Origin of the sequence: Thermococcus chitonophagus (genome assembly GCF_002214605.1) — an archaeon.
GTDB lineage: Archaea > Methanobacteriota_B > Thermococci > Thermococcales > Thermococcaceae > Pyrococcus > Pyrococcus chitonophagus.
Window position 1 is genome coordinate 1,449,365 of sequence record NZ_CP015193.1, and the last position, 17,328, is coordinate 1,466,692.

Genomic DNA, 17,328 nt, shown 5'->3' on the forward strand with positions numbered 1-17,328 from the left:
TTGAGCTACAGCCTCGCCTTCTCGAACTCTTCCTTTCTGTCGAGTGGCTTCGTGGCGTCTATGCCCCACTTAGCTGTTAATCCGTCTTTACCGGAGGGATCAAGCGAAGATCCTCTTGCATTTGGAATTACCACGAGATCCCTGTCGGGCTGGAACCTCGTTGCTATCGCCCACTCAACCTCCCTGTCATCATAGATATTAACGTCCTCATCTACCACAACAACCCTCTTCAGGCTTGGATGGCCCGTAAAGGCTGCAAGTATAGCGTTCTTTCCGTCCCCTTCGTGCTGCTTCGTAATCGAAACTACAGCGTGTAGCCACATGCATCCCCCCTCTGTGAGCCTGACCCCGTGAACCTTTGGAACAATCCTCTTAACGGCAGAATATATCTGAGGCTCCTTCGGAAGGCCCATAAGCATGTAGTGCTCGTAGCCGCCCGGTAAAAGAGCGTGAAACACGGGATCATCAACGTGGTACATCCTCTCGAAGACGATCACGGGCTGCTTCCTGACTATGTCGTAGGTTCCGGTTATGTCGACGAAGGGGCCTTCATCAACTAGCTCATCGGTAATCTTGGCTTTAAAGACGAACTCGCTCTCAACGGGAACGGGGATTCCATCGAGCTCGACAACCTCCACGGGCCTTCCAAAGGCGTGGAGGCTTATCGCAGAGGCTATCTTAAGCTCGCTAACGCCGTAGGCAACGCTCGTTGCTCCTGCCAGCAACAGATGAACTGGATTTCCCACGACTATTCTCACGTCAAGCTCCTCCCCCCTCTCCACGGCATCTCTCCACATGGCGTAGAGGTGCCTCGGGACTAACCTTATCGCCGCCCTTGTTTCATCGAGGACCATCATCCTGTGGAAGGAGACGTTGACGAAGTCCCCACTTTTGGCTATGACCATCGCTGATGTGAAGTACCTCCCCCCATCCCTGGGGTAGAACTTTGGAACTGGAAGCTCGAGAAGGTTGACCTCGCTTTTGTTCTTCAGAAAATCGGCTCTATCAACAATTATGTAGTCTTCGGGCTCCTCCATGCCCTTAACTAGTAGCTCAAGCAATCCCCTGTTATCGGTATTGAGGAACTTAGCTATCCTCTCCCTCTTGGACCAGACGTTTCCAACGACCTCCCATCCCTCAACATCTTTAAAGAGGACTGGCCTGTCCCTGTACTTGAGGAGGTACTTGGTTATCTCGAGCTCCTTTTTTACCGGCTTATCCACAACGACGAGATCATCAAACTTCTCAACTATCTCCCTCAACATCTGCATCATCCTCCAGAACCTCTAAAACATCCAGAAGCTCACACCAAGCTTCCTTCCCCAGGATCTCAGATACCGAAGGCGTAGTCCTTCCTTTATCGCCAGAAATCAGCTCCTTTATGTAGAGACCTCCATCAGTGAGTAGCCTTAATTTGAAATGCTTGTCATCGATAAGCTCACCCTCGGCCTTGTAGACCTTTCTAACCCTCACGAGATCTGCCCTGCTGTTCAACACTCTCCTCGGGGTTCTCTGTCTTATTTCCGCTCCTGTCAGCTCCCTAACTACTTTTTCAACTTCCTCCCTACTTACTCCATCCTTTACGTAAACTAATGCCTCGTAGAGCTTCCTGTGCCGCCTCGTGAGTATCTCTTCGGCCTCCCTGGGAGTTATGAGCCTTAAATCGAGCACCTCAACCTTTCTAGAAGAGTTTATCTCCCTTTCAACATCCTCCAAGTCTATCTTCCTCTTCTTGGGCCTCTTAATCTCAACGACGAAAGGTCTTCCCCTGCCAAGCATCCTTACATCTACATCCTCCCTCCCAGCACCCTTAAACACGCACTTTCCGTTAAAGTGCTTCCTGAAGGCTCGGCATATTATCGTCGCAACGCTCTCCTTGAACCCTGGGGCTGGTGTTTGGGGAATTCCCCTAACGAGCTTCCTGTACCTGCCAGCAACATAAATTGGATTCACCTGCAACTCAACCTTTTTAGAGAAAGGCTCAACAACTATAACTAAATCAGGATTCGTTGAGGGCTTCTTTCCAGTCTTCACAGCAAATGCCTTGCCCAACTCCCTGTTGAACTCCCTGTTTATCGGCTCTCCCGTTTCTATTTTAAATTTCGTCCATATCTCCCTTTCCTTCTCAATGATTTCCTGGGGAAACCTTGAGCCAATCCTGAAGGTTTCGAACTCATAATCTTTGACAGCTTCAATGCATAAATCGACGAACTCTGGAATCTTCCTAAAAACTCCCCCGCAGAGGTCGCACTCATCGGGCTCTTCAAAGTTCAAGCCAGTTTCCATCTCCAACACTAGCCTTATAGCCTTGCCCCTCTCCTCGTTGCTCCCCGTGCCCAGTTTAGCAAATAGCCTTCCCAGGCAGTGGTTGCACAGCCCGTACTCCTCAAGGACTTCCTTGGCCTTCTCGAGTATCATCGCTCAAATCTCGGTAGGCAAATTTAAAAGGGTGTCCACGAAAGCCAATTCTGGAGGGTGAAACTATGCCGAGGAGAGCAAGAGAATACCCCGAAGAGGGAGAGTTCGTCGTTGCAACGGTTAAGAGAGTTCACAATTACGGTGCATTCCTCGAGCTTGACGAGTATCCCGGCAAGGAGGGCTTCATGCACATAAGTGAAGTGGCCTCAACATGGGTGAAGAACATCAGGGACTACCTAAGGGAGGGCCAAAAGGTAGTTGCTAAGGTAATTAGAGTTGATCCAAGGAAGGGGCACATAGACTTGAGCCTGAGGAGGGTCACCCAGCAGCAGAGGAAGGCCAAGCTTCAGGAGTACAAGAGGGCTCAGAAGGCCGAGAACCTGCTAAAGATGGCTGCGGAAAAGCTAGGAAAGGACTTTGAGACTGCTTGGAGGGAAGTATGGGTTCCCCTTGAGGAGGAGTGGGGCGAGGTTTATGCTGCGTTTGAAGATGCTGCGAAGGAAGGAATTGACGTTTTGAAAGGTCACGTCCCCGATGAATGGTTGCCAGTTCTCAAGGAGATAATAGACAACTACGTTGAGGTTCCCACTGTGACAATAGATGCCGAGTTCGAGATCACCGTTCCGAAGCCGAACGGAATCGAAATAATAAAGGAGGCACTAATTAGGGCCAGGGACAGGGCGAACAAGGAGAAGGACATAGAGGTGAAGTTCACCTACCAGGGAGCCCCGAGGTACAGAATAGACATCACTGCCCCGGACTACTACAAGGCCGAAGAAGTCCTTGAGGACATAGCCGAGGAGATACTTAGGGTTATAAAGCAGGCAGGAGGAGAGGCCACGCTGTTAAGGAAGGAGAAGAGGATCAGAAAGGTCAAGAAGAGGAAGAAGTGATGAGGATGAGATTCAGGATAAGGAAGTGCCCAAAGTGCGGGAGGTACACCCTTAAGGAGATATGCCCAGTCTGCGGGGAAAAGACTAAAGTAGCACATCCACCAAGGTTCTCACCTGAAGACCCGTATGGGGAGTACAGGAGGAGGCTCAAGAGGGAGCTCCTCGGGATAGGGAGGAAGGAAAAATGAAGGAAACGATAATTGTTGTACACGAGAGGCCCGATATTTACGACCCAATCTTTATAGAGGGCCTTCCTGGGATCGGCCTAGTTGGAAAGCTTGCAGCTGAGCACTTAATTCAGGAGCTAAAAGCGAAGAAGTTTGCCGAGCTTTATTCTCCTCACTTCATGCACCAAGTGCTGATCAGGAAGGGCTCGATAGTTGAGCTCATGAAGAACGAGTTCTACTACTGGAAGAGCCCCGACGATGAGCACAGGGATCTGATAATAATAACTGGAGATACACAAGTGCCCCCGACAGATAGTTACGGTCACTTCGAGGTAGTCGGGAAGATGCTTGACTTCGTTCAGGAGTTCGGAACGAGGGAGATAATCACGATGGGAGGTTATCAAGTCCCAGAGCTACAGGGAGAGCCCAGGGTTTTAGCGGCTGTAACACACCCAGATCTCGTGGGCTATTATCAGGAGAAGCTCAAGGACTGCAACGTTGAGGTGATATGGAGGGAAGATGAAGGAGGAGCAATAGTCGGTGCAGCGGGCCTTCTTTTAGGAATTGGAAAGCTTAGGGGAATGTTCGGGATAAGCCTCCTGGGGGAGAGCTTAGGCTACATAGTTGACGCCAAGGCCGCAAAGGCAGTTCTGTCCGCTGTGGCTAAGATACTCAACCTCGAGATAGACATGACTGCACTGGATGAGAGGGCCAAGGAGACTGAGGAGATACTGAGAAAGGTAGAAGAGATGCAGAGGGCAATGATGGAGCAGCAGCTTCCAAGGCCAAGCCACGAAGAGGAGGATAGGGGCTACCTCTGATCCTCTTCTATATTTAAGTTTAATAACCACCTCCACAGTGGAATGAACTCTACCTTCTTTCTCCCATAAGCTTCAACTGCCTCATAGTCCCATGTGACGACCTTGAGGTTGCTGCATTTCAGTTCTTTTGAGGCCCTCAACAGTGCCTCAACTTCTCTCTTTTTGGTATCTGGTTCATCAACACTATAGGACACTTGAATCAGCTCTTTAACCCTGAATCCCAGGGAAACTACAAAGTCAACTTCCCCTTTGGAGTCCATCCAGTAGCTCACGCTCAATCTTGGTTCGCGGTAGTGCTTTCTCCTTAATAACTCGATAGCTACTATGTTCTCAATCCTGTAACCAATATCCTCTATTCCAAAAACCGATGCAAAGCCGACATCAGCAATGTAAAGCTTGGGTATGCTTCTAATGGACTCAATCTCGCTTAAGTGAAACTTTCTCACTGGAAACACGAAGCCTATGTCCTCAAGATATGAGAAGTACTCATAAACTTTGCTTTTGCTTAGAGTTAGGCCGAGTGAAGACAGCATTCCATGGAACTTTCTTATGGAAGTCCTTCTCGCAAAGTTTTTTGTTATAACGCGTATAAGACCTTTCATAGCTCCCGTTTTTTCTATTCCGTACCTCTCGATTAGGTCTTTGTACATTATCAGATCGAGGTACTCTTGGAGAATCCTTATCTTGAGGAGCGGGGGAGCATCAACGAGCTCGGGAAATCCTCCGTATTTAATGTACTCTTCAAGATATCGTCTAATTAATCCCCGCTCCCGCTCTATCAACGGTTTATTTATTTGCACACCTTTGAAGTGCAAAAATTCAGCGAATGACAACGGGAAGAGTCCAAAGCTGAGGCTACGTCCCCTCAGTGCCGTCGCTATTTCCTGTGATAAGAGCTTTGAAGATGAACCCGTGATAAAGATGTACGCGCTTTTTCTCTCAATGAGGCGTCTCACGAAGAGCTCCCATCCCTTAACAACCTGAACTTCGTCTAGGAAAAGGTACATCTTTTTAGCCTTGGGATTGTGCTTATAATACAGCTCCACGATCCTCCCAAGATCTTGAGCCTTTAATCCGGCCAGCCTTTCATCCTCAAAGTTAATGTAGAACAGCCTTTCTATTGGCATTCCCTTCCTAATCAGCTCAAGCATTGTCTGGTATAGGAGGTACGTTTTACCAGATCTTCTAAGACCGTAAACGATCACCGCTCTTTCAAGGTTAGTTGGAAGTTTAAGCTCCCTCTCTTTAACCTCGGGAATGCCGAGCTTGTGGAACTCAATGATGACTTCTTCAATGTCCATGTGTTCACCAATTTGTCCTATTGTAATATGACATATTTTAAGATTTTGTGTTATTTGGGTGGTAAATATTTGGGTCAAGCTCATAACATAACGACATCCCTTAACTAGTTAAGGGAGGTTGTGCAATTATAAGTGACGCTATGGTAAAGTTATGTCATTACGACAATAGGGAATAATCAAAGAGCTTCAATGGTTCTTTAAGTTTCTCAATGTATCTTTCTTCCCCACGTTTTCTTGGGAACACATCCTCAATAACTACATACCCGAGCTTTTCCAGCTCATTCCTGTACTTGTTCTTGCTAATAGAGGCAACTATATGCTTGAGGTTATTTCTTGAATAGCTTAGCATAGTTAATTCCTAGAAACTATTCTTTCTCCAGAGGCTCGATCTCTATCGCCACTACTCCATACTTCTTCTCCCTTTCCTCATCGTAGAACTGCCTGTATACTTGAACACCCTCCTCAATGCTCTCGACCCCAGGAAGAACGTTTTCTAACCCTTCTTTCTCAAGCATCTCTCTGAAGGATTTGTAAACTCTAATCGCCTTAACCCTGACCTTCAACCTTCCCCCTTCAAAGGAGATTATATCCCCAGGCTTTATCTGCCTTCTCTTCTCGTCGTAAAGCCTCCCCTCAATTTTCTTCTTCCCGGCCTTTATGAGCTCGAGGTACTCCTCCTGAAGCCCCATCTCCCACTCCATTTTAACCACCCCTCACCTCAAGGTACAGCTCTATCGCCTCGTCTTATATTCTTAAGGGCTTCCTCTCCGATCTCTCCCTGGCTTAGACATCCTGGGAGCTCTGGAACATAGGCGACGTACCCCCTCCACTTAGGATTCAAGGACTACTTTAAACGTCTTTGACTCTACAAAAAGCTCAACGATCCTCATTTCCTTCACCCAAATACTCCATAATTCCCTTAATTGAATTCACTATTCCTTGCATCTCCCTAAACTTTATGTCCTCTTCAAGCTTCTCATAAGGCTTTAGGAGTTTATCTTCCTCTAAGAGTTCTTCAATTATTGAATTAATGTCCTTTCCCATGTTCCTCCTCACTACATCAACCCACAGCTCCACCTGCTCCTTATGCCTTTCCAGTATCTTTGGATCTTCCAGCATTCCAAAGTGAGCGAAGCATATCTCCCTGCTCCCCAATGACAGCATCTTTTCAAGGGATTCAACGTAAAGTTCTTTGATAAACCTCGGAGGAGTCGCTGGCCTGAGGTACACCTCTTCCTCAACCTCCAAGTACACTCCCGCCGAGTCTCCAGTAAAGAGGTACTCACCAAAGAGGTAGCTTTGATGGTGGGAGGCATGTCCGGGAGTTTCAACAACTTCAATCCTCCCGGGCGGTTTTGTGATGCTCTCTTCTGGAATTGGGAGAGGTTTTCCATATGCCAAAGCTAATTCACCGAGAACTCTCTTGCTCGCCTTCCACAGCTTCTCAGGATTAACTAAATGCCTGACTCCTCTCTCGTGGACAACGACTTTAGCCTTGGGATACAGCCTAAGGAAGTGTCCTATTCCTCCCGCGTGGTCGAGGTGGATATGAGTAAGCAGAACGTACTCCACCTTAATCCCCAGGGAATCTAGGGCACGCTTAAGGCTTTTCACCGTCGATGCTGGACCAACATCAACTATCACGTTGAGATCTTTTATCACCCAGGAGCCAATGAACTTCTTGTAGCCCTTCAATTTGAGAGGAAGCTCAACCAAGTATAAGTCTCCATACTCGATTATCATCTTCTTCCTCCTCCCCTTAGCTTATTGACAAAAAGCTTAATTAACATTTTAAAATTATCAAATATTTTGAGGTGGTTATGTATGCCTGCTGAGGAAGAAATATACAACGATGTTCAGACGAACGGAATAATAGGGCCTCACACGAAGATGCTTGGCCCTGTGGCAGATGGGGGGAGAATAATCTTTGTAACGGCCCCGGGATGCTGGGGCCCAATGATAACGCCCACTATAAGAGGTGGCCACGAGGTTAACGTTCCAGTTGCCGTTGATGGGGCAGAAGTTGGAGATGCCATTGCAATAAAAATTGAAAAAATTAGGATCCTTTCAAAAGCAGCGTCTTCAGGAGTAGATGAATTTAGGGAAGGAGCTTACGTTGGTGATCCATACGTCGCCAAGAAGTGTCCAACGTGTAATGAACCATGGCCCGAATTTGAAGTTGTCGGAATAGGGGAAGACGCCATAAGATGTAAGAAGTGTGGCTCCCCAGCTTCCCCCTTTAAGATGAAGCATGGATATACAATGGTTTTTGACCATGACCTCGGAATTGGTATAACTGTAGACAAGAGCAAGGCAGAAGAGATAGCGAAAAACGCTTGGGAGTGGCATGCTCTGCCCAAGAATTCAAAGCAAGTACCAATCTTGATATTTGCAAAGGCAGACCTTGTCGGTATACCATCAAGAATAAGGCCATTCTTAGGCCAATTAGGCACTGTTCCAGCAGTTGATATTCCAGACTCTCACAACGCAGGTGACTTCGGCTACTTTTTAATTGATGCTCCTCACCCCTACGCGATTACAAAAGAAGACTATGAGACCAAGCTGACTGACGGTCACTTAGACGTTGACTCCGTTAGGGAAGGGGCCATAGTAATAGCCCCAGTGAAGATCAAGGGTGGGGGAATTTACGCTGGAGATGCCCATGCAATGCAGGGCGATGGAGAAGTTGCAGGCCATACAACTGATGTGACTGCAGAGACAACGGTAAGTGTTTCTGTAATAAAGAACCTAAGACTTGATGGCCCTCTACTCCTTCCGCCAGAAGAAGACCTACCGCCATTAGCGAAGCCATGGAGGAAGGATGAATGGGAAAAAGTAGAGGAATTGGCAAAGAAAATGGGAATTGAGATTGAGCCGGTAGCTCCAATTCAAGTTATAGGGTCGGGGCCAAACATCAATAACGCCGCGATTAATGGCTTCAAGAGGGCCGCAGAGCTCTTCGAAATGAGCATTGAAGAGGTAAGAAATAGGGTGACGATAACCGGGGCTGTTGAGATAGGCAGGCTTCCAGGGATAGTTCAGGTCACTCTCCAGGTTCCCCTTAGGATACTTGAGAAGCTTGGCATTGATGAAATTGTCGTTGAGCACTACAAGCTTCCTTTCTGATTCGCTTCTTTTCTCTAACCATAACCATTAATAAAAGGAGGGCGCTATTAAGTTATTGAGCCTTTGAAAAGTGTAAACCTCAAGGAGCATTCGCGTGTTACTATAAGGATAAACTGACGTCAACTTAAGCTTAAGTGACGAAAAAGCGCATGAACTTGTGTAGCTAACCAAATTCTGAAACAAATAGTTTGGATGTAAAATCGATGGAGGAGGTAGTATGAGAGAAGTAACACCCAGGAAAATAATGGAAATGAAGGGTAGGGAAAAGATAACCATGATCACGGCTTACGACTATCCATCCGCACTTTTGGCAGATAAGGCGGGCTTCGACATCGTGTTCGTGGGAGATTCCCTAGGGATGGTAGTTTACGGTGACGAGAACACCCTAAACGTGACAATGGAGCAAATGATCTTCCACACTAGAGCTGTAGCAAAGGCCGTAAAGAGGGCCCTTGTCTTGGCAGACATGCCCTTCGGGAGCTATGAGGTTAGCGTTGAAGAGGGAGTAAAGAACGCGATAAAGCTTATTCAGGCCGGAGCAGATGCCGTGAAGATCGAGGGCGGGGCTGATCATGAAAAGCTTGTGAGGAAGCTCGTGAGGATGGGAATTCCCGTCATGGGGCATACAGGTTTAACACCGCAGAGGTACCTCAGGCTTGGGGGCTACAGGATAATTGGCGGCAACGATGAGGAAGTTGAGGAGATAATAAGGGATGCAAAAGCCTTGGAGAGAGCAGGGGCCTTCGCGGTAGTTCTGGAGTTCGTTTATGCGGATGTTGCTAAAATAGTTACCGAGGAAGTTTCAATACCGACAATTGGCATTGGAGCTGGTCCATGGGTTGATGGTCAAGTTTTAGTTTGGCACGACGTCCTCGGCTTGATAGACTTCTCACCACCGTTCGCGAAGAGGTATGCAAACCTAAAGGAGGAGATACTTAAGGCGATAAGCGAGTTCAGGAGGGAAGTTAAGGAGGGCAGGTTCCCGGAGAAAGAGCACTACTGGATGAGGAAGTGAATTTTCTTTATTCATGTTAAACCTGCCTCAAAAGCTCCTTTACGATGTCACCTAGTTTTACCCCTATAAACAACTCCAGTATTCTTGCCAGTGGCTTAGGGAACTTAACTGTAAAGACTTCGGAAGGTTTTGAAAACGCCAAGAGTATATCCTTTCCTTCGTGGTTCTCCACTATATAACCGAGAAACAAGTCAATGCCCCCTAGCAGTGCTTAATATTTCCAGTGCCTCCTCGTCTATCTCACCAGCCTTTATCCTCTCTTCGGCCTCCCTAATTTTCTGATTATTTAACCCTAAGGCATCGTAGTAGGCCCTTTTGAACTTCTCTCTAAGAGCCCTGACAGCTTCCTGGGTTTTCGCCCTTCTCCTGAGAGTTATTCCATTGATTACAAGTTCATCCTTTGTGAACCTCGGCGTAAAAAGTGGAAGTGGATAGTCCTCGAAGCAGTAGGGCAAGAAAGCAGTGCTCATGCTTTCAGTGCTTTTCCTGTATAGAGCCTCTATCTCCTCATCGAACTTATGGCAGAATATCGCCTTATAATCTGCTAAAGTTATTGCCTCCTTCTTCTCAAGTTTCTCCTTTATAACCTCGATAACCTCTGGACAATCAAGGAATGCATCAAATATTATGAGCTCGTGGAACTTCAGGACGCCAGCTGTACGAGATAGGATTCGCGAGCTTTAGCTAAAAGCGCCCATTAAAGTCCCTCAGATCCCACACAAAATAACCATCTTCCCTCAATTTATCCTTTCTCTTAACGACTTTACCTATAAGGCCATAGTATTTTTCCCACCCCTTTAATCCAACTCTCTCAGCCTTCCTTTCGAGATCTCTAAGTATCTTTTTCGCGTTATTAACTTCCTTCCACTTGACTTCAACGAAAAGAGCTTTCTTCTCCCGCTCGTTTAGAGTAACAACATCAATCTCTTCTCCCTTATGCCACCACCTTCCAATCTTCAGGAACTTGAATGGCAACTTATTTCGCTCGTTTAAGCATCTAAGAAACTGCAGAGCCACGTCCTCAAATACATACCCTAGGTAATTGTCTAAATCCTCAAGAACTACCTCAACGAGCTCTTCCCCTCTCCAAGATTCTATTAAATCGGCATTAGGCGAAACATATCGGAACCAGAAGGCAAAGTAGTTGTCCTTTATGTAGTACCTCCCCTTCCTACTCTTCCAGCTTTCCGTTATGGGGATCTCCCTCTTAACAAAATCAAGGTCAATCAAAACGCTCAGGTACTTCCCAACCTTTGTCCTTTCAAGGCCGGTCTCATTCATGATCTCCCCCAAAGTGTTCTTCCCCCTTGCGATGGCCTCCATTATCGCGAAGTAGTTTCTGGGCTCATCAAGTTCTTCCCTAAAGATGAACATTGCATCTCCGTAAAGGAAAGAGTCCGGCCTAAAGTACCTCCTGAGGTTTTCCTCTATGCTAACGCTATCATCAAACTGAAGGAGGTAAGCTGGAGTGCCACCGAGGATTCCATAAGCCTTTACGAAGTCCTCAATTGGATACCTGGGCAAGAACTTCCTTGCACTGAAGAAGTCAAGAGAGGTAATCTTTATCTGTCCAGTCCTCCTTCCGTAAAGCGGGTTTTTGTAGCCAAGGAGCCTTTCCATCATTGAAATGCTCGAACCACATATAACTAAGAATATCTTCGTTTTTGATAGTTTGAGATCCCAGTATTCCTGAAGGATAGAGGGCAGGGAAGGGTTAGCCTTAACGAGATAGGGAAACTCATCTATGACAACCACTAACCTCTCCTTGGCTCGTGCCGAAAGATACTCAAAGAAGGCATCCCACGACCTAAACGGATTTAAAGAGAGAAATTCATCCTTAAAGTACTCGGCAAGCCTCTTTGAAAACCTTCCAAGGTTCTCGAATTCGCTCGTTTCCCTTGCCAAGAGGTATATTCCGCCATGCCTTCTTAGGAACTCTAAAAGCAGGGTAGTCTTACCTACTCTCCTCCTTCCGTAAACGAAAATAAGCTCAGCCTTATCACTCCTATACCTCTCCTCAAGGGCCGAGAGTTCGTTCTCCCTATCAACAAACAATATACTCACCAGTAATTTACTTTGGAGTAAATAAATAAAAGGTTTTTCACCCGAGTATGTCTCCAAGATCCCAGGTGTTTTTGATCTTCTTTCCCTTAATTTTCTTTGCAACCACTCCGAACTCCTTTTCCCACCCCTCAAGACCAACTAATTCTGACTTCCTCCTCAGCTCGGTAAGTATCCTCCTAACGTCATTTCTCCCAAGCTCCTTCCACTTGACCTCCACGAACAGTGCTTTCTTCTCCCTCTCGTTTAGGGCAACAACATCAATCTCTTCTCCCCTGCGCCACCACTTGCCAATTTTCGTAAACCTAAAACCAGCAATCTTGGCGAATATTTCAGGGTTCCTTACAAGCTCTTCAAACACGTGGCCTAAGTACGCGTTGAAGTCCTCCCTTGAAGAACTCCAGACATCCTCGGCCAGCCCAGCCTCTAGGTGAATCTTGTTGGGAAAGACGTACCTAAACCAGAAGGCAAAGTAGTTATCCTCTATCACGTAAAGACCCCTTTTACTCGCCTCCTTTGCGGTGGAAGTAACTGGAACCTCCCTTTTCACTATGCCTAATCTTTGAAGGACGCTTAAGTACTTGGAAACCAAGCTTTTATCCAAGCCCGTGGCATTCACTATCTCCCAAAACCTGCTCCTGCCACTCGCTATGGCCTCAAGTATAGCGAAATAATTGGCCAGCTCCCTCAGCTCTTCCCTTAAGAGTACTTCAGCCTCCTCATATAGGAAAGTGCCCTTGGAGAGCACATTATTAACGACATTGGAATCAAAGTCATCATTTGGGTTGAACTTGAGCAGATACTCAGGAACTCCCCCAACGACTCCCCACACCTTCACTAAATCCTCTCCAGAATACCTGGGAAAGAACTCGCGAATGTATGGAAAGGGTATCCCCGTCAGTAGCCACTGGCCGGTTCTCCTTCCATAAAGGGGGCTCTTGTATCCCAAAACATCCGTCTCCATAGCTGAGATGCTTGAACCACAGAGAATCAGCATTATCTTGGTTTTGGACAGCTTCAAGTCCCATGCCTTCTGCAGGAGTGAGAGAACTGGGCGGTAGTGCTTTATCAGCAGTGGAAACTCATCTATTATCAGGATCACCCGATCTTTAACCCTCTCGGAAAAGGCCATTAGGAGTTCGTCTATATCCCTGAACTGTACCTTTCCAAAAAGCTAATCGCCCAGGAACTCTGCCAGCAACTTTTGAAGATCCCTAAGATTTTCGCGATAGGGCTTTTCCGTTGCGAGGAAGTACACGTGAGGTTTGCCTTTCGCAAAGTGGAGGAGGAGTGCTGTCTTTCCGATTCTCCTCCTACCGTAAATTATTATTAGTTCAGCCCTACCGCTCCTATACCTCTCCTCAAGGAACTTGAGTTCCGTTTCCCTGTCTACGAATTTTTGTATACTCATGAGTATAATACCCATGCTTCAACTATTTAAGGCTGTTGGTGGCAGAATCGCTGGCTTGTTGTGAGCTTATGGTGTAGCCTAAACAATGGCAGGGGATTTACACATTAGAACATTAGATAGTAGAAAAACCAAGCCTATTCTCTAAACACGTGTCTTCTAAGGGCTAACTTTCAGTTAGAGTAAAACCGCTCTAAATTTCTCAAATACCTCTTCAAGCTTCCCCTCTTTTAACATGCCAATTTTCTTCATGATGAGCCTCTTATTAATTGAAAAGATTACGTAGGGTTTGATAATACTTGGGATTATTGGCTTTGTCCCAGGATACCTGTTAATGTCTTTATCATCGATTAGAACGTTTAATTCTTGAAATCCACTCTTCAGATTAGACGTTATCTCAACAACTATTACTGTTCGACTAATTCGATTAAAGTCATTTGATGAAACAATTAATGCAGGTCTCGTTTTAGCTTTAGTTAAATCATCAAAAGGGAAAGGCAGAAGAACTATTTCGCCCCGCTTAAATTCCACCTTTAGCACCCCCTAATACTCATCCCAGAACTTGTCCTCTTTGCTGTTCCAATCCTCGGCCAGAATTGGCTGAACCATGTTCAAAACCCATTTTTCTTCTTCGGTGAGCTCTTCTTTCCTTAGCTCTCTAAGATAATGTCTAACAGCCTCCTTAATAAAATCACTCCTACTACTGAATACCCCATTTTGAACTAATCTGTCAATTTCTTCAACTATTTTTGGAGGAAGCCTTACTGAGATCTTAATTGTGGTAGCCATTTGTCCCACCTAAGGAGATTTTTTGTCAGACATTTTTAATAAATCTATCGATTTTTAATAAATCTATCGATTGACTCTTTTCAGAGAGTGTCCAAGTGTTTCAATCATCACCTTATCATCTCGTTCCCTAAAATCTTTTCAACATGAGTCGAGAGCAAATTTTGTAGTCATGGATACAAGGGAAGCTTGATACCTCTATTTTGTAGTCATGCCTACAGATAGGGAAAAGGAACAACAAAGAGGAAGCGGGGGCGTTGAGGAATGCGGTTCTCAGGCTTACCGATAGGATTAGGTGAGCTTGTTAGGGTGGTTAGGGAGTTCAAGGAGAAGAGGGAGAAGGTCTTTGATATAGTCTTATATGGATCAGTTGCTCTTGGGAAGGAGGAGCCGAACGACTATGATTTCATGCTTATCTTGAAGGATGCCTCCGCGGAGGAGAGGTTTGAGCTTGCGTTTGAGTTCAAGCAGGCCCTCCTTGACTTGGGTTTTCCTCACGAGAAGCTTGACGTGAAGGCCATAAACCTCGACCACCTCTTTGACCAAAACTACTTGGCAACCCCGGGGATAATAATCCACGGTTATTCCCTCACCAGGGGAGAGTTCCTTCACAAGCTCATGAACGGGGAAGCTTATGCACTGTTCATAATCAGGCTTGCGGGCTTTGACAGGAACTCTAAAAACAAGTTCTCCTTCGCCCTCAAGGGGAGGGATGGGAAGAGTGGGATACTGAAAGAGCTGAACGGGAAGTTCATAGCCCATGGGTAGTCATGATACCAGTCGAGAACACCTAACAAGTTCACTAGACTACTGGAGAGTTGATTACGAAGCCTACGGAGTGAAAGCATCAATAAAAGATATCCTAAACGCTTAAGTATTCGAATCGTGTTTATTATAATCATGATCCGAAAATTTGTAAAGCGGGAGAGAGAACTCGAAGTTCTTGAAGAAGCGTGGAAAGAGGGCTCCAGACTTTTCATAGTATATGGAAGGAGGAGAGTTTGGAAAAACAGCGCTTTTAAGAAAATTCCTTGAGAATAAGAGAGGCATATACTTCCTCTGCTCTCAGAGAAGACACGAAAAAGACGTGGAAAGGTTCTCCCGCGAAGTGAGCTCTTTCATTGGTGCTCCAATACAATTCAAAAGCTTCAAAGATGCGTTCGAGTTTTTAAAGAAACATGGGAAACTCATAATAATTTTCGTCGAGTTTCCATATCTAATAGAGGCAGACAAAGGAATTCCTTCTGAGTTCCAAGAGATAATGGACATAGTGCTTGAGGGTTCGGAGATAATGCTTGTACTCTGTGGTTCAAGCATCGGAATGATGGAGCGGGAGGTTCTCAGCTATAAAAGTCCCCTCTACGGAAGAGCCAGCGGAATTCTGAAGGTTAAGCCTTTCCGCTTCTTTGACATGGTAGAATGGTTTGGGAAAGATTTCGAAAGACTTGTAAGGCTTTATGGGGTAACGTGGGGAATCCCCAGATATATGGAGTTCTTCAAGACTGGGGATGATAAAGAAATAATCAGCAATTTCTTTGAGCCGAGTACATTCCTATTCAATGAGGCGAGACTTCTCCTCATGGAGGAACTGAGGAACCCAATTAGGTACATGCAGATTATCGAGGCAATAGCTATGGGAAAAACTAAACTCAGTGAAATTGCTCAGTACGTTGGAATTGAAGCCAAGGATCTCTCGGCATACCTTAAAGTCCTGTCAGATCTCGGAATCGTGAAGAGGGAAGTGCCAATAACTGAGAGGAAGGCCAAGAGGTGGATTTACGTTATAGAGGATGAGTACTTCCGCTTTTACCACCGCTTCGTTAGTCCGCACTATGAGGAGATAGACTCTCTAAATCCCGAGCCGGCGATCCAAGACTTCCTAAAAAACTTCAACACATACCTCGAAGGGACATTTGAGAAAGTAGCCAAGGAGTTCTTAATAGAGCTCAACAAGCTCGGAAGATTGCCGTTCAAGTTTACTGATATTGGGAAGTGGTGGCACAAGAAAGAGGAAATTGACCTCGTTGCAGTGGACAGAATTAAAAACAGGGCCCTATTCGTTGAAGTGAAGTGGAAAGATGCAGCGAGAAAGAATCTAGAAGAATTCTAAGAAGGTTAGAGCGCAAAAGCAAGCTTGTTGGGCTGGAAAACTGGGAAAAATACTACGGATTAATAGCCAAGAGAATTGAAAACAAGAAACAAGAGGAGAGCTGGCTCCTGTGGGATCTGAAAGACTTTGAACTTGTCAGCGCTGAAAGACCCTCTTAACGACTGGGTCAGGGATGTAGTACTCCCCGTAGCCTGTGTGCTCTAGGAAGCCGTAGTCAACCAATCTCATGAGGTACTTCCTCAGATCCTTGCTATCTATTTCCTTCCCTTCACGGAGTGTTAAAGCGTTAAGGATATCTTTCCTGCGGGCCGTTGGCTGTGTTGATGTTATCGTTGCAACTATCTCCATTATCGCCCTGTACCTTGGACTTAATTCATCTAATTCCTTAAATTCAGACTCTATATACCCTTTTGCCTCCTCAAGCACTTTCTCTATTGCATCCCAGTGGGAGAGGCCGTCAACTCTATACGCCCCGTAATGGGTTAACCACCCAGGAACACCATCCAACGTTTTAACTGCTGAGAGAAGCTCCCGAGTTGGAACGTTCATATTGTATTCGGCAAATCCCCTCTCAAGGAACTCAAGGGCCTCCGAAGGATTGAAGCGGGGAAGCTTTATCCTTACATGATATCTCCCGTATAAAGGAGCTTTATAATCATTAAAGCGGAGGAACTTTTCGAGTACTCCGACTTGAGAGCCCGTCAGAACTATCACGAGGTTCTGGAGGTTATCGTAAATCCAAGCAAGGAGTAGCGTGAAATCCCTCTGCGCAAACCTCAGGTACTGAGCCTCATCAAAGGCAACTATTGCCCTCTCGTACTTTTCATTAATCTTCTCAAGGATCTCCGTAAGCTCCCTACTTTTGCTCCTAAGCCTTATTCCATACCCTCTCACGGTAATTTCCTCAAGTCTTGACAACGTTCTTGAAATCTTGCCCTGTGCTAATTTCAGGATGTCCTTTGCTATAACTTCGCCCGGATTATGTGCGTTAACTGAGATCACCTTCCTTGCGTCAACTATTATGTATGGGATCTTTTTCATTCTATATATTTCATTCAGGCTGGCATAGAGAAAGCTCGTTTTTCCAATTCTCCTTGGGCCGGTTATAACGAACAGTCTTCTCCCATTTTCAAGCTTCTCAAGGAAATCTAAGAATTCAGCTTTCCTCCCAAATACATCCTTTATAGATGTCTTAGGTTCAACGCTGAACAGCATGGGAGGT

21 protein-coding genes and 1 pseudogene are annotated in these 17,328 nt (G+C 45.9%); 8 read left to right on the forward strand and 14 right to left on the reverse strand.

The genetic code is table 11. From position 1 onward, the window contains the following. Window positions 1–5 precede the first annotated feature (5 nt). Window positions 6–1,265, reverse strand: coding sequence for a UbiD family decarboxylase (locus tag A3L04_RS08205; protein WP_068577075.1), 1,260 nt, complete (start codon window positions 1,263–1,265; stop codon window positions 6–8). Continuing rightward, a complete protein-coding gene (locus tag A3L04_RS08210) occupies window positions 1,246–2,418 on the reverse strand; it encodes a tRNA pseudouridine(54/55) synthase Pus10 (protein ID WP_068577077.1) in 1,173 nt (390 codons plus the stop codon). The genes A3L04_RS08205 and A3L04_RS08210 overlap by 20 nt, the downstream gene beginning before the upstream one ends. Before the next feature lie 65 nt (window positions 2,419–2,483). Here A3L04_RS08210 and A3L04_RS08215 point away from each other — a divergent pair, with 65 nt between their 5' ends. The 3 genes from A3L04_RS08215 to A3L04_RS08225 are packed head-to-tail and all read left to right on the forward strand — an operon-like array spanning window position 2,484 to window position 4,299. Then, on the forward strand, window positions 2,484–3,311 hold the full coding sequence (locus tag A3L04_RS08215) for a translation initiation factor IF-2 subunit alpha (RefSeq protein ID WP_068577078.1): 828 nt from the start codon (window positions 2,484–2,486) through the stop codon (window positions 3,309–3,311). Between the two features lie 5 nt (window positions 3,312–3,316). Next, entirely contained in the window at window positions 3,317–3,499 is a 183-nt protein-coding gene (locus A3L04_RS08220; protein WP_068324743.1) for an RNA-protein complex protein Nop10, read from the forward strand. Then, complete coding sequence (locus A3L04_RS08225; protein WP_068577080.1) at window positions 3,496–4,299, forward strand: proteasome assembly chaperone family protein; 804 nt, start codon at window positions 3,496–3,498, stop codon at window positions 4,297–4,299. Before A3L04_RS08220 ends, A3L04_RS08225 begins: the two co-directional genes overlap by 4 nt. Here A3L04_RS08225 and A3L04_RS08230 read toward each other — a convergent pair. From A3L04_RS08230 to A3L04_RS08245, 5 genes are all read right to left on the reverse strand, one after another. After that, window positions 4,290–5,600, reverse strand: coding sequence for an ATP-binding protein (locus A3L04_RS08230; protein ID WP_068577082.1), 1,311 nt, complete (start codon window positions 5,598–5,600; stop codon window positions 4,290–4,292). The genes A3L04_RS08225 and A3L04_RS08230 overlap by 10 nt on opposite strands. Window positions 5,601–5,757: 157 nt before the next feature. Continuing rightward, the gene (locus tag A3L04_RS08235) at window positions 5,758–5,949 is read right to left on the reverse strand and encodes a hypothetical protein (RefSeq protein WP_068577084.1); all 192 of its coding nucleotides are present in this window, start codon (window positions 5,947–5,949) and stop codon (window positions 5,758–5,760) included. Window positions 5,950–5,965: 16 nt separating this feature from the next. Further along, on the reverse strand, window positions 5,966–6,301 hold the full coding sequence (locus A3L04_RS08240) for an ASCH domain-containing protein (RefSeq protein ID WP_068577087.1): 336 nt from the start codon (window positions 6,299–6,301) through the stop codon (window positions 5,966–5,968). 17 nt (window positions 6,302–6,318) lie between these two features. After that, entirely contained in the window at window positions 6,319–6,441 is a 123-nt protein-coding gene (locus A3L04_RS11080) for a type II toxin-antitoxin system HicB family antitoxin (RefSeq protein ID WP_231963858.1), read from the reverse strand. A gap of 35 nt (window positions 6,442–6,476) precedes the next feature. Then, window positions 6,477–7,343 (reverse strand): MBL fold metallo-hydrolase, encoded by an 867-nt coding sequence (locus A3L04_RS08245; protein WP_068577089.1) that lies wholly within the window; start codon window positions 7,341–7,343, stop codon window positions 6,477–6,479. Window positions 7,344–7,424: 81 nt separating this feature from the next. On the opposite strand from A3L04_RS08245, the gene A3L04_RS08250 reads away from it, so the two are divergent. From A3L04_RS08250 to panB, 3 genes are all read left to right on the forward strand, one after another. After that, on the forward strand, window positions 7,425–8,726 hold the full coding sequence (locus A3L04_RS08250) for an acetamidase/formamidase family protein (protein WP_068577091.1): 1,302 nt from the start codon (window positions 7,425–7,427) through the stop codon (window positions 8,724–8,726). Between the two features lie 54 nt (window positions 8,727–8,780). Continuing rightward, window positions 8,781–8,843: a hypothetical protein gene (locus tag A3L04_RS11460; protein ID WP_394326731.1), complete on the forward strand. Its 63-nt coding sequence runs from the start codon at window positions 8,781–8,783 to the stop codon at window positions 8,841–8,843. Window positions 8,844–8,943: 100 nt separating this feature from the next. After that, the gene (gene panB / locus A3L04_RS08255) at window positions 8,944–9,741 is read left to right on the forward strand and encodes a 3-methyl-2-oxobutanoate hydroxymethyltransferase (RefSeq protein ID WP_068577094.1); all 798 of its coding nucleotides are present in this window, start codon (window positions 8,944–8,946) and stop codon (window positions 9,739–9,741) included. A 16-nt stretch (window positions 9,742–9,757) separates the two neighbouring features. On the opposite strand, the gene A3L04_RS11025 is transcribed toward panB, so the two are convergent. The 6 genes and pseudogenes from A3L04_RS11025 to A3L04_RS08280 form a co-directional block, all read right to left on the reverse strand. After that, window positions 9,758–9,931, reverse strand: a complete 174-nt coding sequence (locus A3L04_RS11025; RefSeq protein ID WP_157092408.1) for a hypothetical protein — start codon at window positions 9,929–9,931, stop codon at window positions 9,758–9,760. 1 nt (window position 9,932) lies between these two features. Continuing rightward, window positions 9,933–10,211, reverse strand: a complete 279-nt coding sequence (locus A3L04_RS08260) for a hypothetical protein (RefSeq protein WP_068577096.1) — start codon at window positions 10,209–10,211, stop codon at window positions 9,933–9,935. A gap of 214 nt (window positions 10,212–10,425) precedes the next feature. After that, window positions 10,426–11,796 (reverse strand): ATP-binding protein, encoded by a 1,371-nt coding sequence (locus A3L04_RS08265; protein ID WP_068577098.1) that lies wholly within the window; start codon window positions 11,794–11,796, stop codon window positions 10,426–10,428. A gap of 46 nt (window positions 11,797–11,842) precedes the next feature. Further along, window positions 11,843–13,213 (reverse strand): annotated as a pseudogene (locus A3L04_RS08270) (ATP-binding protein). A 174-nt stretch (window positions 13,214–13,387) separates the two neighbouring features. Continuing rightward, window positions 13,388–13,741, reverse strand: coding sequence for a type II toxin-antitoxin system PemK/MazF family toxin (locus A3L04_RS08275; protein ID WP_068577100.1), 354 nt, complete (start codon window positions 13,739–13,741; stop codon window positions 13,388–13,390). Between the two features lie 12 nt (window positions 13,742–13,753). Further along, a complete protein-coding gene (locus A3L04_RS08280) occupies window positions 13,754–13,999 on the reverse strand; it encodes a ribbon-helix-helix domain-containing protein (RefSeq protein WP_068577102.1) in 246 nt (81 codons plus the stop codon). Window positions 14,000–14,260: 261 nt separating this feature from the next. Between A3L04_RS08280 and A3L04_RS08285 the strand changes: the two genes are divergently transcribed. Continuing rightward, window positions 14,261–14,764 carry a nucleotidyltransferase domain-containing protein gene (locus tag A3L04_RS08285; protein WP_231963859.1) on the forward strand — a complete coding sequence of 168 codons (504 nt, stop codon included), beginning with the start codon at window positions 14,261–14,263 and terminating at the stop codon, window positions 14,762–14,764. A gap of 217 nt (window positions 14,765–14,981) precedes the next feature. Next, a complete protein-coding gene (locus A3L04_RS08290; protein WP_331711201.1) occupies window positions 14,982–16,106 on the forward strand; it encodes an ATP-binding protein in 1,125 nt (374 codons plus the stop codon). Between the two features lie 135 nt (window positions 16,107–16,241). On the opposite strand, the gene A3L04_RS08295 is transcribed toward A3L04_RS08290, so the two are convergent. After that, window positions 16,242–17,321, reverse strand: coding sequence for an AAA family ATPase (locus tag A3L04_RS08295; protein ID WP_068577103.1), 1,080 nt, complete (start codon window positions 17,319–17,321; stop codon window positions 16,242–16,244). Window positions 17,322–17,328: the final 7 nt, after the last annotated feature.

Bases quoted from the DNA above. Each gene is read 5' to 3' on its own strand.
- A3L04_RS08260 (WP_068577096.1), bottom strand. From the start codon at position 10,211: ATGAGCACTGCTTTCTTGCCCTACTGCTTCGAGGACTATCCACTTCCA.
- A3L04_RS08205 (WP_068577075.1), bottom strand. From the start codon at position 1,265: ATGTTGAGGGAGATAGTTGAGAAGTTTGATGATCTCGTCGTTGTGGAT.
- A3L04_RS08225 (WP_068577080.1), top strand. From the start codon at position 3,496: ATGAAGGAAACGATAATTGTTGTACACGAGAGGCCCGATATTTACGAC.
- A3L04_RS08285 (WP_231963859.1), top strand. From the start codon at position 14,261: ATGCGGTTCTCAGGCTTACCGATAGGATTAGGTGAGCTTGTTAGGGTG.
- A3L04_RS08210 (WP_068577077.1), bottom strand. From the start codon at position 2,418: ATGATACTCGAGAAGGCCAAGGAAGTCCTTGAGGAGTACGGGCTGTGC.
- A3L04_RS08245 (WP_068577089.1), bottom strand. From the start codon at position 7,343: ATGATAATCGAGTATGGAGACTTATACTTGGTTGAGCTTCCTCTCAAA.
- panB (WP_068577094.1), top strand. From the start codon at position 8,944: ATGAGAGAAGTAACACCCAGGAAAATAATGGAAATGAAGGGTAGGGAA.
- A3L04_RS08215 (WP_068577078.1), top strand. From the start codon at position 2,484: ATGCCGAGGAGAGCAAGAGAATACCCCGAAGAGGGAGAGTTCGTCGTT.
- A3L04_RS08295 (WP_068577103.1), bottom strand. From the start codon at position 17,321: ATGCTGTTCAGCGTTGAACCTAAGACATCTATAAAGGATGTATTTGGG.
- A3L04_RS08240 (WP_068577087.1), bottom strand. From the start codon at position 6,301: ATGGAGTGGGAGATGGGGCTTCAGGAGGAGTACCTCGAGCTCATAAAG.
- A3L04_RS08250 (WP_068577091.1), top strand. From the start codon at position 7,425: ATGCCTGCTGAGGAAGAAATATACAACGATGTTCAGACGAACGGAATA.
- A3L04_RS08230 (WP_068577082.1), bottom strand. From the start codon at position 5,600: ATGGACATTGAAGAAGTCATCATTGAGTTCCACAAGCTCGGCATTCCC.
- A3L04_RS08280 (WP_068577102.1), bottom strand. From the start codon at position 13,999: ATGGCTACCACAATTAAGATCTCAGTAAGGCTTCCTCCAAAAATAGTT.
- A3L04_RS08235 (WP_068577084.1), bottom strand. From the start codon at position 5,949: ATGCTAAGCTATTCAAGAAATAACCTCAAGCATATAGTTGCCTCTATT.
- A3L04_RS08220 (WP_068324743.1), top strand. From the start codon at position 3,317: ATGAGATTCAGGATAAGGAAGTGCCCAAAGTGCGGGAGGTACACCCTT.
- A3L04_RS08290 (WP_331711201.1), top strand. From the start codon at position 14,982: ATGGAAGGAGGAGAGTTTGGAAAAACAGCGCTTTTAAGAAAATTCCTT.